Origin of the sequence: Actinophytocola glycyrrhizae, from assembly GCF_042653545.1 — a bacterium.
In the GTDB taxonomy this organism is placed as follows: domain Bacteria; phylum Actinomycetota; class Actinomycetes; order Mycobacteriales; family Pseudonocardiaceae; genus Actinophytocola; species Actinophytocola glycyrrhizae.
In genome coordinates this window covers 188,837-204,039 of record NZ_JBHSIS010000003.1, presented here as the reverse complement: position 1 = coordinate 204,039, position 15,203 = coordinate 188,837, and the positions used below count along the sequence as shown (strand labels likewise).

General features: G+C 70.9%; 16 protein-coding genes and 1 pseudogene. 6 read left to right on the top strand and 11 right to left on the bottom strand.

From position 1 onward, the window contains the following. Positions 1–52 precede the first annotated feature (52 nt). The 6 genes from ACFPCV_RS07080 to ACFPCV_RS07055 all read right to left on the bottom strand — a co-directional run bounded on the left by ACFPCV_RS07080 (position 53) and on the right by ACFPCV_RS07055 (position 5,396). Positions 53–727 (bottom strand): hypothetical protein, encoded by a 675-nt coding sequence (locus ACFPCV_RS07080; protein ID WP_378055231.1) that lies wholly within the window; start codon positions 725–727, stop codon positions 53–55. A gap of 55 nt (positions 728–782) precedes the next feature. Continuing rightward, positions 783–1,985 (bottom strand): acyl-CoA dehydrogenase family protein, encoded by a 1,203-nt coding sequence (locus ACFPCV_RS07075; protein ID WP_378055230.1) that lies wholly within the window; start codon positions 1,983–1,985, stop codon positions 783–785. 176 nt (positions 1,986–2,161) lie between these two features. Then, positions 2,162–2,344: a hypothetical protein gene (locus ACFPCV_RS07070; protein WP_378055229.1), complete on the bottom strand. Its 183-nt coding sequence runs from the start codon at positions 2,342–2,344 to the stop codon at positions 2,162–2,164. A gap of 136 nt (positions 2,345–2,480) precedes the next feature. Continuing rightward, positions 2,481–3,398, bottom strand: coding sequence for a hypothetical protein (locus ACFPCV_RS07065; RefSeq protein WP_378055228.1), 918 nt, complete (start codon positions 3,396–3,398; stop codon positions 2,481–2,483). Positions 3,399–3,483: 85 nt separating this feature from the next. After that, a complete protein-coding gene (locus ACFPCV_RS07060) occupies positions 3,484–4,329 on the bottom strand; it encodes an HpcH/HpaI aldolase/citrate lyase family protein (RefSeq protein WP_378055721.1) in 846 nt (281 codons plus the stop codon). 8 nt (positions 4,330–4,337) lie between these two features. Then, a complete protein-coding gene (locus tag ACFPCV_RS07055) occupies positions 4,338–5,396 on the bottom strand; it encodes an HpcH/HpaI aldolase/citrate lyase family protein (protein WP_378055227.1) in 1,059 nt (352 codons plus the stop codon). A 94-nt stretch (positions 5,397–5,490) separates the two neighbouring features. Here ACFPCV_RS07055 and ACFPCV_RS07050 point away from each other — a divergent pair, with 94 nt between their 5' ends. From ACFPCV_RS07050 to ACFPCV_RS07030, 5 genes and pseudogenes are all read left to right on the top strand, one after another. After that, positions 5,491–6,339, top strand: a complete 849-nt coding sequence (locus tag ACFPCV_RS07050) for an aminoglycoside phosphotransferase family protein (RefSeq protein ID WP_378055226.1) — start codon at positions 5,491–5,493, stop codon at positions 6,337–6,339. Positions 6,340–6,585: 246 nt separating this feature from the next. Continuing rightward, positions 6,586–6,852 (top strand): annotated as a pseudogene (locus tag ACFPCV_RS07045) (protein kinase domain-containing protein); the annotation flags it as partial. Positions 6,853–7,132: 280 nt separating this feature from the next. Continuing rightward, positions 7,133–7,789, top strand: coding sequence for a hypothetical protein (locus tag ACFPCV_RS07040; RefSeq protein ID WP_378055225.1), 657 nt, complete (start codon positions 7,133–7,135; stop codon positions 7,787–7,789). Positions 7,790–7,819: 30 nt separating this feature from the next. After that, entirely contained in the window at positions 7,820–9,085 is a 1,266-nt protein-coding gene (locus ACFPCV_RS07035; protein WP_378055224.1) for a magnesium transporter MgtE N-terminal domain-containing protein, read from the top strand. Further along, on the top strand, positions 9,078–9,605 hold the full coding sequence (locus tag ACFPCV_RS07030) for a DUF1003 domain-containing protein (protein ID WP_378055223.1): 528 nt from the start codon (positions 9,078–9,080) through the stop codon (positions 9,603–9,605). The genes ACFPCV_RS07035 and ACFPCV_RS07030 overlap by 8 nt, the downstream gene beginning before the upstream one ends. 415 nt (positions 9,606–10,020) lie before the next feature. Here ACFPCV_RS07030 and ACFPCV_RS07025 read toward each other — a convergent pair whose 3' ends face one another. Further along, positions 10,021–10,449 (bottom strand): MarR family winged helix-turn-helix transcriptional regulator, encoded by a 429-nt coding sequence (locus tag ACFPCV_RS07025; protein ID WP_378055222.1) that lies wholly within the window; start codon positions 10,447–10,449, stop codon positions 10,021–10,023. 61 nt (positions 10,450–10,510) lie between these two features. Here ACFPCV_RS07025 and ACFPCV_RS07020 point away from each other — a divergent pair, with 61 nt between their 5' ends. After that, on the top strand, positions 10,511–11,638 hold the full coding sequence (locus ACFPCV_RS07020) for an Mrp/NBP35 family ATP-binding protein (RefSeq protein WP_378055221.1): 1,128 nt from the start codon (positions 10,511–10,513) through the stop codon (positions 11,636–11,638). A 186-nt stretch (positions 11,639–11,824) separates the two neighbouring features. Here ACFPCV_RS07020 and tatB read toward each other — a convergent pair whose 3' ends face one another. From tatB to sigE, 4 genes are read right to left on the bottom strand one after another with little or no spacing between them, the layout of a single operon-like run. Beyond that, a complete protein-coding gene (gene tatB / locus ACFPCV_RS07015; protein WP_378055220.1) occupies positions 11,825–12,211 on the bottom strand; it encodes a Sec-independent protein translocase protein TatB in 387 nt (128 codons plus the stop codon). Between the two features lie 54 nt (positions 12,212–12,265). Further along, a complete protein-coding gene (locus ACFPCV_RS07010) occupies positions 12,266–13,804 on the bottom strand; it encodes a S1C family serine protease (RefSeq protein WP_378055219.1) in 1,539 nt (512 codons plus the stop codon). 42 nt (positions 13,805–13,846) lie between these two features. Beyond that, positions 13,847–14,446: an anti-sigma factor family protein gene (locus ACFPCV_RS07005; protein ID WP_378055218.1), complete on the bottom strand. Its 600-nt coding sequence runs from the start codon at positions 14,444–14,446 to the stop codon at positions 13,847–13,849. Continuing rightward, positions 14,443–15,018 (bottom strand): RNA polymerase sigma factor SigE, encoded by a 576-nt coding sequence (sigE, locus tag ACFPCV_RS07000; RefSeq protein ID WP_378055217.1) that lies wholly within the window; start codon positions 15,016–15,018, stop codon positions 14,443–14,445. Before sigE ends, ACFPCV_RS07005 begins: the two co-directional genes overlap by 4 nt. Positions 15,019–15,203: the final 185 nt, after the last annotated feature.

Below are 15,203 nucleotides of genomic sequence, written 5' to 3'. Positions count from 1 at the left end.
TCACCTCATGTTCAGCAGTTGACCCCATCCTGCCAACTAGGGGCATCCCGTGCTAACCCCGCCCGACCGGAACATCGCAGACCCGCTCGAACACGTCGGCGAAGCCACCGTCGATGTGGACGTTGACCGTGCCGTCCGGTTCGAAACTCGTGATCGAGGTGAACCGGCCACGGTCCCACCAGTACAGGTGCCTGCTGACCGGCTTGTGCCCGTCGTCGAACGCGCCGACGGTCATGGCGGCCATCGCCTGGATGGCGTCGTGCACGCTCTCGTCGCGCAGCACGTGGTAGAGCAGGACGGTCCGCTCCGGCATCGACACCAGGACGCCGTCGGGAAACTCGGTCTCGCCGCAGGCCCGCGCGATCATGTCGGGCAGCACCAACGCCGTGGACGCCGTGTGGACCGAGCCCGTCAGGCAGTGCACCGCACCGATGAGCTCGACGTCCGGCTCCTCGCGAGCCAGGTTCGCGAGGCCTGCCGCGCACAGCCGTTCGTGCCCGTACCACGCGACCTGCTCGTCGTTGAGGATGGTCACCAGCTCGGGGTAGTCGAACACCACCACCTCGAGCGTGCCCGGCACGGTCTCCAGCGCGTACCGCCACCAGTCCGGCCCCGGCCGGACTCCCTCCAAGAGCCGCAGGTACGTCCGCGACAGCAGCTGGTCCTCGGACAGCTCGGCGCTGTCGGGCACCGGGTCGCCGGGGTTGTCGAAGCCAAGATCAACCATGCCCTGGCACCGTAGTGGTCGGCCGGGGCACGGGTGAGCCGATCGGTCCGACCCGTCAGCGCGACCGGTACTCGCGCAGCAGGCCCCTGCTGATGATCGTCTTCTGGATCTCGCTGGTGCCCTCGCCGATGAGCAGGAACGGGGCCTCACGCATGAGGCGCTCGATCTCGTACTCCTTGGAGTAGCCGTAGCCGCCGTGGATGCGGAAGCTCTCCTGCGTCACCTCGGCGCAGTACTCCGACGCGATCAGCTTCGCCATGCCCGCCTCGACGTCGTTGCGCTCGCCGGAGTCCTTGAGCCGCGCCGCGTTCACCATCATCAGGTGCGCGGCCTCGACCTTGGTGGCCATCTCGGCGAGCTTGAACGCGATCGCCTGGTGCTGCGCGATCGGCTTGCCGAACGTGCTGCGCTGCTGGGCGTAGTCGACGGCCAGCTCGAACGCGCGGATCGCGATGCCGCACGCGCGGGCCGCCACGTTCACGCGGCCGACCTCGACACCGTCCATCATCTGCGCGAAACCCCTGCCGGGCGCGTCGCCGAGGATCTTGTCGGCGCCGACGCGGTAGCCGGCGAACACGGCCTCCGTGGTGTCGACGCCCTTGTAGCCCATCTTGTCGATCTTGCCGGGGATGGTGAGGCCGGGCGCGACCTCACCGAAGCCCGCCGGCTTCTCCACCAGGAACGCCGTCAGGTTCTGGTGTGCCTTCTCCGCGCCCTCGTCGGTCTTGACCAGCAGTGCGATGAGGTTGGAGCTGCCGCCGTTCGTCAGCCACATCTTCGCGCCGTCGATGACGTAGTCATCACTGCCGTCGCCGGCCTTCTTGGCGCGGGTCTTGATCGCCGCGACGTCCGAGCCGAGGTCCGGCTCCGACATCGAGAACGACCCGCGCACCTCACCGGTCGCCATGCGCGGCAGCAGGCTCTGCTTCTGGGCGGCCGTGCCGTGCTGGCGCACCATGTGCGCCACGATGAAATGGGTGTTGATCACGCCCGACACGCTCATCCAGCCGCGGGCGATCTGCTCCACCACCAGCGCGTAGGTGAGCAGCGACTCGCCGAGCCCGCCGTACTCCTCCGGGATGGTGAGGCCGAACAGCCCCATCTCCTTCATCCCGTCCACGATGTCGGCCGGGTAGGTGTCGGCGTGCTCGAGCGCCTGCGCGTGCGGGATGATCTCCTTGTCCACGAAGTCCCGGACCGTGGCCAGGATCTCCTGCTGGACGTCGGTCAGGCCGGCGGTCTGAGCAAGGCGGGCCATCGTTGGTCTCCCTCCGGGCGACGTGGTTACCGGCCAGTATTCACCGGTCAGCCCTCGTTCGCCCGGAGCCTGTGCGCAGAGCCACTCAGCAGGACCGGTTCAGATCACGCGCCGGTGCCCGCTCCGCGAGCTCCGCAAGCTCCGCTCAGCCGCGATGTTCGCTCCGCAAGCTCCGCTCAGCCGGCCCGGAGCTCGATCCGGTGGCCGCAGTCGCGGCAGTCGTTGGCAAGGACGTAGACGTCCGCGCCGCAGCCGTGGCAGGAGCGGAAGCTGCGCTCGAACAGGTCGTCGCGAGGGGGACGGCCGCCGAACAGGCGCGGCCCTCTTCGCCCCTCCTTGCTGATGCGATGCTTACCCATGAGCGACAGCTTCACCCGAAGGGGTGGGGTCAGCGCAAGCAAACCACCGTTACCTGTGCGTTATATCACCGCAACCTTCCACGATCCGTAACGTCGGCGACCTGCAGAGTAGTAATTCTGACGTTCCGTGACCAGATCACGACTCGGGAAACAACCGGGAGAACATCTCCGCGAACGAGCCCTCGACGCGAATAGCGATATCGCCGTCCTCGTCGGAATGGGTGATTTGTTCGAACGCACCGTCGTGCCACCAGTAGACGTGCGGGCTGATCGGCCCGACCTCCTCCGCGTACGCGTTGGCGGCGACCGCGGCCATCGTGTGCAGCGCCTCGACCACGTTCTCGTCGCGCGGCACGTGGTAGAGCAGTTGGTGGCGGAACGGGATCGCGACGAGCACCCCGTTGGGCAGCGCCGCCTCACCGGTGGTGCGCAGCACGACCTCCGGCAGCACCAGCGCGGTCGACGCGAAGAACATCGAGCCGACGAGGATCTCCACCCCGCGGTGGGTGACCCGGTCGTCGGCCTGCTCCTTGCGCAGGTTCGCGAGGCCCGCGGCCCGCAGCCGCGCGATGCCGTGCCGCGTGACCTGCTCGTCGTTGAACGTGGCCACGGAGTCCGGCAGGTCGAGCGCGAGCAGCTCAAGCACACCGGGCATGGCCTCGCGGCCGTAGGTCCACCACTGCGCGTCCGGCAGCGCGTCGGCCTCGTAGAGCCGCAGGTAGGTGTGGTCGAGCAGGTCCTCGGTCGGCACGTCGAACTGGTCCGGCCCGTCGATCGCGGCCAGCAGGCGGCGCAGGTGGTCGTCGACGAGACGGCTCCACCGCCTGGCGGGCACGTCCGCGTCGGACAGCCGGCGGGCGAGCGTCCCGAGCCCGAACTGGCGGCCGTCGGCGTCCTCGACGTGCCCCGCGTAGACCGTCACCTCGTAGCCCGCGCCCGCCATGCTGGCGCGGACCAGGTGCCGCAGCCGCTGCGCCTCACTGACGGTCAGCTCCGGCAGAGTCTCGTCGGCAGGTTCGTCCGGCCGCCGCCTGCCACGGTTGAACAGCCCCATCCGCGCCACCCTATGGGGTCGGCGAGTCCATCCCCCCGGCGGACGTCGCGCGACGGGTCCGATGCCAAGCCGAAAAGCGTCGTCGTCAGGGCCCGCCGATCGCCTCCGCCATCGCCAGGATCCGTTCCGCGTTGGCCACGTGCAGGTTCTCGATCATCCGACCGTCCACGGTGGCCACTCCGCGGCCGTCCCGCTGCGCCTGCCCGAACGCGGCGATCACCCGGTGCGCGTGCTCGACCTCCGCCGCCGACGGCGCGAAGATCTCGTTGCACGGCTCGACCTGCCCCGGATGGATCAACGTCTTGCCGTCGAACCCGAAGTCGCGGCCCTGCCGGCATTCCTCGGCGAACCCGGCCGCGTCGCGGACATCGTTGTACACCCCGTCGAGGATCACCCGGCCGGTCGCCCGCGCCGCCAGCACGCACATCGACAGCGGCCCCAGCAGCGGTCCCCTGCCGGGCACCTGCGCCGCGACCATCTCCTTCGCCAGGTCGTTGGTCCCCAGGACCAGCACCGTCAGCCGGGGCGAGGCGGCCGCGATCGCCGCGCAGTTCAGCACCGCGACCGGGGTCTCGATCATCGCCCAGATCGCCGTGTGGTCGGGGGCGTGCGCGAGTGCCTTCTCGATCGCGTGGACCTCGTCGGCCGAGTTCACCTTCGGCACCACCACCGCGGAGGGGCCCGCCGCACCGGCCGCGCGCAGGTCGTCCACGTGCCACGGGGTGCCAGCGCCGTTCACGCGGATCGTCACCTCGCGCGAACCGTAGGAGCCGACCGCCGCGCACACCCGTTCCCGCGCCGCCACCTTCGCGTCCGGGGCGACCGCGTCCTCCAGGTCCAGGATCAGCGCGTCCGCGGGCAGCGTCTTCGCCTTCTCCAGTGCGCGTTCGTTCGCGCCGGGCATGTACAGGACCGACCGGCGGGGCCGCATGCCCGCGTTCATGCCGTCGCCTCCTGGTAGGCGGCCGCCAGTTCCGGGTCGCGGGCGGCGAGGTCGTCGGCGAGGGCCACGATCACCTGGCACTGCTTCACCGTCGCGTCGTCCTGCATCTTCCCGTCCAGCATGACCGCGCCGGTGCCGTCGCCCATCGCGTCGATGACCCGCCGGGCCCACGCCACCTCGGACGCCTCCGGCGAGAACACGCGCCGCGCGATCTCGATCTGTTTCGGGTGCAGGCTCCACGCACCGACACAGCCGAGCAGGTAGGCGTTGCGGAACTGGTCCTCGCAGGCCACCACGTCGCGGATGTCGCCGAAGGGCCCGTAGTAGGGCAGGATCCCGGCCGCCACGCAGGCGTCGACCATCCGCGCCACCGTGTAGTGCCACAGGTCCTGCTGGTAGGTGGTCCGGCCCTCCGCCAGGGAGTCGCCGACCGGATCGGTCCGCACCAGGTAGCCGGGGTGGCCACCGCCGACCCGGGTCGTCTTCATCCGGCGCGACGCGGCCAGGTCGGCCGGGCCGAGCGAGATGCCCTGCATGCGCGGGCTGGCGAGCGCGATCTCCTCGACGTTCGCCACGCCGCTCGCGGTCTCCAGGATCGCGTGCACCAGCAGCGGGCGCGCCAGCCCGGCGCGGGCCTCCAGTTGGGCGAGCAGCCGGTCGACGTAGTGGATGTCCTCGGGCCCCTCGACCTTCGGCACCATGATCACGTCGAGCTTGTCGCCGATCTGTGTGACCAGCGTGAGCAGGTCGTCGAGCACCCACGGCGAGTCGAGGCTGTTGACGCGCGTCCACAGCTGCGTGTCGCCGAAGTCCACCTCCCGCGCGATCCGCACCAGCCCGTCCCGGGCCGCCTCCTTGCGGTCCGCCTGGATGGCGTCCTCGAGGTTGCCGAGCAGCACGTCAGCCTTCCCGACCATGTCGGGCACCTTCGCCGCCATCTTCTCGTTGCCGGGATCGAAGAAGTGGATCATCCGGGACGGGCGGAAGGGGATCTGCCGCAGTGGCTCCGGCGCGCCGACGGCGAGCGGGCGGAAGAAGTCCTTCGGTGACCTCATCGAGCGCCTCCCAAACTGAAAGCTACCTGCGGGTAACCCTAGGGCGTCGGAAACCGGCTCGCCGTACCCGTGTCAGCTACGCCACCCTGTACGCATGTCCTTGACCGTGCCAGAGAGCTTCGCGGCCGGCCTCGACGAGGACGCCGCGGAGTGGCTGGCCGGGCTGCCGGCGCTCACCGCGTCGTGCCTCGCACGCTGGGACCTGACCGTCGACGGCCCGCCTGTGCACGGCGTGTGCGCGCTCGTCGTGCCGGTCCGCCGCGTGGACGGCGAGCCCGCGGTGCTCAAGATGACCTGGCCGCACGACGAGGCCCGGCACGAGGCGCTCGCGCTGTCGCTGTGGGACGGCGACGGCGCGGTCCGGCTGCTCGACAACGACGACGACGCGTGGGCGCTGCTCCTGGAGCGGCTCGACCCCGCGACCACGCTGCGGACCGCGCCCATCGGGGAGGCGCTGACCGTGGTCACGAGCATGATCGGACGGCTCGACCGGCCCGCGCCGCCGGTCGTGCGGCACATGCGGGACAACGCGGCGCGCTGGGTGCGCGAGCTGCCTGCCGAGAACGACGGCAGGGTGCCGCGCGAGCTGGTCGGCCAGGCCGTCGCGTACTGCCGCGAGCTGGGCCCGGCCGCCGGGAACCACCTGGTCAACGAGGACCTGCACTACGACAACGTGCTGCGCGGCGAACGGGAGCCGTGGCTCGTGATCGACCCGAAACCGATCGCGGGCGACCGCGAGTTCGGGCTGATCCCGTTGCTGTGGAACCGGTTCGACGAGGTCATGGCGGCGGGCGGGCTGACGGCGATAGCCGGGGCCGCCGGGCTGGACCGGGAGCTGGCCCGCAGGTGGACGTTCGTCAGGGCCGTCGACAACTGGCTCGGCAGTGGCGAGGGCCACCGGCTGGCCGCGACCTGTGCGCGAATCGCGGCGGCGACCGCCTGAGCCCGCTACGTTCCATCGGGTGGCTGAGTGGATGGTGCCGGGGTACACGCAGCTGACCGTGCTCGGCGAAGGCGGTTTCGGGCGCGTGGTGCTCGCCCGCCACGACGAGACGAGCCGGGTCGTGGCCATCAAGTACCTGCACACGGCCGACGAGCCGTCGCGCGCGGTTCCGGCACGAGGCCGCGATCCTGCACCGCGTGGTGAGCCCGCACGTGGCGCGGCTGTACCAGTTCGTGGCGACCGCTGGTGCGGCCCGACCGCCAGAGCGTGCTCGTGGACTTCGGCATCGCGCTACTGTCCGGCCACAGTGGACACTCCGGCGGCACGCCCGCCTACATGGCGCCGGAGCAGTGGCAGGGCGCGCCCGCCACACCGGCCACCGACGTGTACGCGGCGACGTGCGTGTTCTTCTTGTGCGTCACGGGTTTCCGGCCGTTCACCGACACCGGCACCGAGCGGCTGCGGCACGCGCACCAGTTCACCGCGCCGCCGGTCGCCGCGGTCCCGGCGCCGGTGCGGGCGCTGGTGGCGCGCGGCATGGCGAAGGACGTGGCGGCCCGGCCCGCGAGCGCGGCCGCGTTCGTGAAGGAGCTGGCGGCCGCCGGGTACGGGAAGGACTGGGAGACCAGGGGCTGGCAGCGGCTCGCCGGGTACGCGGGCACGCTGCTCGCCGCGTCGCCGATGGCGTGGCTGGTGTCGTCGACGGGCGTGCTCACGGCGACGGGTGGCTCGGCCACCGCGGCGGGCGCCGTGGCCGCGAAGGTCGCCGCGGCGGTCGGCGGCGCCGTTCGCGGTGACCACAGCGACCGAGCAGGCGAGCCACCCCGTCAACGTGGCCGTGTCCGCGCAGGTGGTGCGGGTGTCCGGGCCCCGGAACGCCGAGGCGGTGAACGAGGCACTGCGCGCCCCGGTCGACGCGCGGCTCCGGGCGGTGCGCGACGACATCGCCGCGGTCCGCGCCCGCCTGCGGGACGACGACGAACGGTGGGACGACCCGGCGAGCATCACGATCACCGCGAACGCGCTGGTGCAGGGCACCGACTTCGTGTCCGTGCGCTACGACAACCAGCCCGACACCAGCCTGATCACGAACAGCTCGTGGCAGAGCTTCGACAGCGTGACCGTCGACGTGCGCACCGGCGAGGCGCTCACGCCCGACGAGATCTACCGGCCGGGCGCCGCGGGCGAGCTCGCCGACCGGTGGCTGGACGAGGAGGCGATCGCCGGGTGCCCGGACATCTCGACCGGCAGCGCGCGGGTGGACCTGACCGAGGAGAACCTCGGCCGCGAGGTGACCGTCGCGTTCGCCCGCGACCACGCGTCGTTCACGGTGGAGCTGCCGCGGCTCGGGCGTGCCAACGCGTGCGGCATCCCGACCGTCGACCTGCCCTACGACGAGCTGTCCGAGGTGCTGGACCCGGTGCTGGTGGCGGATCTCACAACTGGGTGAACCGCGCGCGGGGCCGATAGCCTTGCCCGCGTGGGTGCCGTGAGCAGGGTCTTCGTCGCACAGCTCGTCGGACTGCCGGTCTTCGGACCGGACGGGGAGTCCATCGGCAAGATCCGGGACGTGGTGGTGGTGCTGCGCACCGACCGCGAACCACCCCGGGTCCTCGGCGCGGTGGTGGAGCTCGCGACCAGGCGCCGCATCTTCGTGCCGATGCTGCGCATGACGTCGATCGACGCGAACGCGGTGACGCTGACGACAGGTTCGGTGAACCTGCGGCGGTTCAACCAGCGGCCCAACGAGGTGCTGGTGATCGGCCAGTTGCTGGACGCGCGGGCGGAGGTCGTCGACAGCGGTCGGTCGGCGGTGCTGGTGGACGCGGCGATGGAACCGAGCAGGACCCGCGACTGGGTGCTCAGCCGGGTCGCGATCCGCGAACGCACCGGCAGGCTGTCCCGCCGCGCCCCGATCCAGGTGCTGCGGTGGGAGGAGATCCAGGCCCCCGGCGTCACGGACCTGGCGTCGGCGCCGCAGGGCGCGGCGCAACTGCTGAGCGTGTTCGAGGGCATGCGGGCCGCGGACGTGGCGGCGGCCATGCGGGAGCTGCCGGCGAAACGCAGGTACGAGGTGGCGGACAGCCTCGACGACGAGCGGCTCGCGGACGTGTTCGAGGAGCTGCCGGAACAGGACCAGAAGGACCTGCTGGCGCACCTGGACGAGGAGCGGGCGGCGGACGTACTGGAGGCGATGGACCCCGACGACGCCGCCGACCTGCTGGCCGAGCTGTCGGAGGGTGAGCAGGCCAGGCTGCTTGGCCTGATGGAACGGCAGGAGTCCGACCCGGTGCGGCGGCTGCTGGCGTACTCGGCGGACACGGCGGGCGGCCTGATGACACCGGAGCCGATCGTGCTGACCCCGGACGCCCCGATCGCCGAGGCGCTGGCGATGGTCCGCAACCCGGACATCACCCCGGCGCTGGCGAGCATGGTGTTCGTGTGCCGCCCGCCGAGCGCGACACCGACCGGCCGCTACCTGGGCTGCGTGCACCTGCAGCGCCTGCTGCGCGAACCACCCGGCGAGCTGGTGGCGAGCGTGCTGGACACGGAACTGGCGCGCCTGCCCCCTTCGGCGACGCTGAACGAGGTGACCAGGTACTTCGCCGCGTACGACCTGGTGTGCGCCCCGGTCGTGGACGACACGGACCACCTGGTCGGCGCGGTGACCGTCGACGACGTGCTGGACCACCTGCTGCCGACCGGCTGGCGGGAGTCCACGAGCGAGGAGCCCGCGGATGCCTGACCTGCTGTCCCGCCGCCGCCTTGACCAGCCACGGCGCCCAGGCTTCCGGATCACCATCGACCCGGAGACGTTCGGCCGCCTGTCGGAACGCCTGGCCCGCTTCCTGGGGACGGGCAAGTTCCTGTTCTGGCAGACACTGCTCGTGCTCGTGTGGATCACACTGAACCTGACGGCCGTGACGCTGCGGTGGGACCCGTACCCGTTCATCCTGCTCAACCTGGCGTTCTCGACACAGGCGGCGTACGCGGCGCCGCTGATCCTGCTGGCCCAGAACCGCCAGGACAACCGCGACCGCGTGTCACTGGAGGAGGACCGGGCCCGCGCCGCCCGCACGAAGGAGGACACGGAGTTCCTCGCCCGCGAACTGGCGGCACTACGGCTCGCGGTCGGCGAGGTAGCGACCCGCGACTACCTGCGCAGCGAACTGGACCGCCTGCGAACCGACCTGAACGCCAAACCCCGCAAACCCCGCCCAACAGCGGAAACACTGCGCGAGGACCCGCGCTGGGCAGAAACCTGAGGGAACGGCCCGCACCCCGCACGACGCCCAGGCTGCCCTCGCCCCCGCACGCGTTCCCACCCGAACCCACGGCCTCGGCAAAGCCGGTATGCCTGACCTCGAGACGCCACGTCCACCCGCCGGTGTCCCGAAAGCGTCGTTCGGGGCACGACACCCGCGCCCGCGCAGCGCGCGCCGGGCGGGGCCGCCCGCCGGGCGGGCCGGTGCGGTGAAGGCGCGTGCACGGCACAACAAGTGCCGTCAATGGGCCATTCAGGACGCCCAGCGCCCTGAACGCGCCTTTCAGGGCATTGCCACGCCGTCATCGCAACCCCCACCCGAACCCGGGGGCGTCCCGCCATGCCAGTCTACCGGCCCCACCGGCAAAACAAGCGACAAGAGCCCAACTGTGGACAACCAGCACGGCTGTGGACAACTAGTCGGCCAGACGGGAGCACAACGCGCCGAACGACACCAGCTCGTCCTCGTTCAGGTGCTCCACGAAGTGCCGGACCACGCCGGCGAGATGTGTCCGGGCCGCGGCGCGAAGGGTGTCCACACCCTTCGGGGTCAGGACCGCCACGATGCCGCGGCCGTCGCCGTCGAAACGTTCGCGGGTGACCATGCCCGCCACCTCGAGCCGGTCCACCAGCCGGGTCACCCCGGAGCGGGACAGCAGCACCGCGTCGGCCAGCTCGGCCATCCGCAGTCTGCGCCCGGGTGCCTCCGCGAGCTGGACCAGCACGTCGTAGCCGCCGAGCGTGATCGGGTGCTCGGCCACCAGTTCCGCTTCGAGCACGCGCGACAGCCGGGCGTGGGCGCGCAGGAACGATCGCCACGCGTCGAGCTCTTTCCCGGTGGGCATCCGGGTCACCGCAGGCTCCGGCACGAAGACGATGTTACGGAACGGGTCGTAGCATGGTTGGGTGACCACACCAGATGTCGAGGCCGTGCGTGCTGCGCTGGCCACCGTGCAGGATCCGGAAATCCACAAGCCGATCACCGACCTGGGCATGGTCAAGAACGTGTCCATCGGCGACAACGGCACCGTCCATGTGGAGATCTACCTCACGGTGTCCGGCTGTCCGCTGCGCAACAAGATCACCGAGGACGTGACGAACGCCGCGTCCTCGGTCGAGGGCGTGCGGCACGTGACCGTCGAGATGGACGTCATGTCCGACCAGCAGCGCACCGAGCTGCGGCAGAAGCTGCGTGGCTCGTCGGAGGAGCCGAAGATCCCGTTCGCCGAGCCCGGTTCGATGACCCGCGTGTACTGCGTGGCGTCCGGCAAGGGTGGTGTCGGCAAGTCGAGCGTGACGGTGAACCTCGCGGTGGCGATGGCCGAGCGCGGCCTGTCGGTCGGCATCGTCGACGCGGACATCTACGGCCACTCGGTGCCCCGCATGCTCGGTGCCGACGGCAAGCCGACGCGTGTGGAGAAGATGATCCTCCCGCCCGCCGCGAACGGCGTGAAGGTCATCTCGATCGCGATGTTCACCCCGGGCAACACGCCGGTGGTGTGGCGCGGCCCGATGCTGCACCGCGCGCTGCAGCAGTTCCTGGCGGACGTTTTCTGGGGCGACCTGGACGTGCTGCTGCTGGACCTTCCCCCGGGCACCGGCGACATCGCGATCTCGGTGGCCCAACTGCTGCCGAACGCGGAACTGCTGGTCGTGACCACCCCGCAGCAGGCGGCGGCCGAGGTCGCGGAGCGGGCGGGCGCCATCGCCATGCAGACCCGCCAGCGCATCGCGGGCGTGATCGAGAACATGTCGTGGCTGGAGCTGCCGGACGGTTCCCGCATGGAGCTCTTCGGCGAAGGCGGCGGCCAGAGGGTGGCGACGTCGTTGACGAACTCGATCGGCGCGGACGTCCCGCTGCTGGGCCAGGTCCCCCTTGACCCGCGCCTGCGCGAAGCGGGCGACAACGGCCAGCCGTTCGTGAAGACGGTCCCGGATTCGGCGGCGGCGCAGGAACTGGCGAAGATCGCGGGCAAGCTGTCGACCCGGGCCCGCGGCCTCGCCGGCCGAATGCTGTCGGTCTCCCCGGCCTGACCTGCGGGTCTGGCCTCCGGCCCCCGATTCCAGCCTACGGCAGACCACCGACATTCCCGGCCTCCGTGCACCCCGCGGGGGCCGGGTTGTCCACAGCACACCCGGCCATCCACAGCCGAGTCGCACGGCACCCGTTCCTGTCGGTGCCGAGGACTACGCTGGATTTCGGGGGGCCGAGGGCCGCCCTCAGGTCGCGTCCGGGTCGAACGTCGGCTTGTCCGTCGGCGGTTTCGGGTCCTCGCGCGTCGGTGCCGGGGTGGGCGGCGGGGTGTGGCCGTTGGGCTTGGTGCCGCCGTTCGGGGTGTCGATGTCGTCGAACAGGTGCCTGGTCACCGCGCGCCTGGGGTCGAAGTTCCGCAGTTGCTGCAGGTCCTGCAGCGGCTTGCGCAGATCCTCGAAATCGTCACCCATCTCGGTGCGCAGCTGTTCCCGCGCGCCGGTCGCGTACTCGCGGACCTTGCGCACGTTGCGGCCCAGCCACGCCGCCGCGGACGGCAGCCGTTCCGGGCCGAGGATGAACAGGCCCGCCACGACCAAGATGAGGATCTCGGCCCAGCCGATGCTGTCGAACACTGTGGCCTACCTCCGAAGCAACGCAACTCCGACGCCGCTGTCCAGCGTAGCCGGTCAATCCGACTGCAACGTCACCTGAACCGTCAGTTCGCGGCCGTCGCGCGCCAGTACGACCGGCACCGTGTCGCCGATCCTGTGGTGGCGCACCGCGACGATCAGTTCCGCCGCGTTCGCGATCGGCCGGTCACCGACTCTCCTGATGACGTCGTTCTGCCTGATACCCGCCTTGGCGGCGGCGCCGCCTTCGCGGACGTTCTGGACCCGGGCGCCCTCGGCCGTCTCCGCCGACACCGACGCGGCGTTCACGCCCAGGTCGGCGTGGTTGACCTTGCCGGTCCTGATCAGCGACTCGGCCACCGGGCGGGCGTCGTCGATGGGGATGGCGTAGCCGAGACCGATGCTGCCGCCCTCCTCGGACGTCGAGATGATCGACGTGTTGATGCCGACGAGCGTGCCCGTCGAGTCGACCAGCGGACCGCCCGAGTTGCCGTGGTTGATCGCCGCGTCGGTCTGGATCGCGTCGTAGACCGCGGGCACGCCGTCCTCCTCGCCGACCACGATCGGCCGGTTCAGCGCGCTGACGATGCCGAGCGTCACCGTGTCGGTCTCGCCGAGCGGGGAGCCGATCGCGAGTACGGTGTCGCCGACCGCGAGGTCCGAGGACTTGCCGAGCTGGATCACGGTGGAGACGTCGGCCTCGACCTTCACGACCGCGAGGTCCATCTTCGGGTCCGACCCGACGAGCTTCGCCTCCACGCGCTTGCCGTCGTTGAACACCACGGTGATCTGCTGGCCCTCGGACACCGCGCCGCCGAGCGTCACGACGTGCTCGTTGGTCAGGATGTAACCGGCGCTGTCGATCACCGCACCGGACCCGACGCCCGCGCCCTGCTCGGAACGCACCTCGATCGTCACGACCGCCGGCCGCACCCGCTTCGCGATGTCGGCGACCGAACCCGGCGCCCGCTCCTTGCCCGGTGTCACCTCCGCGAGGGTGGCGTCACTGGTCAGCTGGTCGCCCCGGTCGGCGACGAAGTACGCGGCTACCCCGCCGCCGACGCCGATGACCAGCGCCAGCACCGCGAGGAACACGAGCGCGGACACCTTCACGCGGCGCCCGAACAGCACCTCCGGCAGGCTCAGCAGCTGGGCGGGTGACTTGGCGTCCGGCTTCTCACCGTCGGTCACCTTGTCGGGGCCGACAGCGGGCGGGCCGATGACAGCGCCCGCCGACGGGTCACGCCACGGGTCGTGCGCGGCGTCCGGGTCCCACGGGTCGACGCCGTTGGCGTCGTGCTCGTCCGAGGGCGGACGCTGCAGCAGTTCCTGGTTGCCCTCCGGCCTGCCGAACGCGGACGACAGCGCCTCAGGCGGGGGCGGTGCGGTCTTCAGCTCACCGAACGCGGGCTGCTGCGGTGAGTGGGGAGAGAACGCGCCGTCGACACCGGTCGGGCGGCCGAACACGGCGGCCGCGCCGGGGTCGACCGGTGGGTGCGCCAACGGACGTGGTCCGAGCCGGGGTCGGTCGTCACTGCCGGGAACGGCGCTGCCGTTCGACGGCGGGCCCGGCTCGGGGTTCCACTGGCTGTTCATCGTCGCCAAGCCTGCCGCACAAGCAGTGAAGTCGGCGTTGCGCTAGCGGTTGGTGACGTGCAGCGTCGCGGCATAACCGGCCTGCTGCATGGTGCCGCCACCGACGACCGCGGGCCGCTGCTCACCGTTGGCCGGTGCGGGTGCGGGCTCCTCGCCACTGCTGGACGTCGTGACGAGCGCGAGCGCACCGAGCACGAGCCCGGACACGACCACGCCGGCGCCCTGTGCTGCGCGGCGGCCAGACCTACGCCCGAGGACCGCGCCGCCCTCGCCGAGTTTCGCCGAACTTCCCAACGGCGCGGTGCCTCCGAGCTGCGGGACCCGGTCGGGTCGCTGCACGGCGACCAGCTGGCCGTCCTGGGTCATCGCGAGACCGTCGGGCACCGACGGCATCTCCACCTGCTCGGGGATCGCCATCAGGTTCGCGAGCAGCCCGGCAGGCGCGGAGAAGGCGTTGGCGGACTGGACGGCGGACGCCGCCTGCCGCTGCGCGGAGATCTCGGCCGCGCACGAGCCACATCGTGCGACGTGCGACGCGGCACGGTCGTGCGCCGTCGCCGACAGCTCACCGTCGACGAACGCCACCACCGCATCGGGAAGAAGATGCTGTTCGGACAGACCCCAACCGCGCTCGTCGGTCACGACCTACCCTCCCGTACCAGTTCACGGCGGCGCTCCAGCGACGCGCGCAGGGCCTGCCGCCCACGGTGGATCCTGCTGCGAACAGTACCCAACTTCACGTTCAGGGTGGCGCCGATCTCCTCGTAGGAGAGGCCTTCCACGTCACACAGCACGACCGCGGCCCGGAACTCGGGGGGCAGCTCGTCCAGCGCGGCCTGCAGGTCAGGGTCCAGGTGTGTCTCGACGTACACCTGCTCCGGGCTCGGGTCGTCGCCCGCCAGCCGGTCGGTGTCCTCTGGCAGCCCCTCCATGCGCAGCCGCGACCGGCGGCGCGCCATGTCGAGGAACAGGTTCGTGGTGATGCGGTGCAGCCAGCCCTCGAAGGTGCCGGGCTTGTAGTTCGCGAGCGACCGGAATACCCGGATGAACGTCTCCTGGGTCAGGTCCTCCGCGTCGTGCGCGTTGCCGGTCAGGCGGTAGGCGAGGCGGTAGACACGGTCGGCGTGCTCGCGCACGACCTCGTCCCACGATGGCGGTGTCCACGCGGCATCGTCGATGGTGACGGGCGCGGCGTCGGCGGTCTGCGTAGGCATCGGGCGGTGTCCCACCTCTTCCGGGTCGGTGAACCCACTACCCTTCTCAACGCCTGCCATGTTCATCGTGTTCCCCATCCCCCTGACCCTGTGACCTACTGTCACCAAGGATCATGTCGGTCGTCGATATGAAGCTAGTGAGAGTCGTCTGAGAACCACCTGAGAATCGACCGGGGGCCTTATCA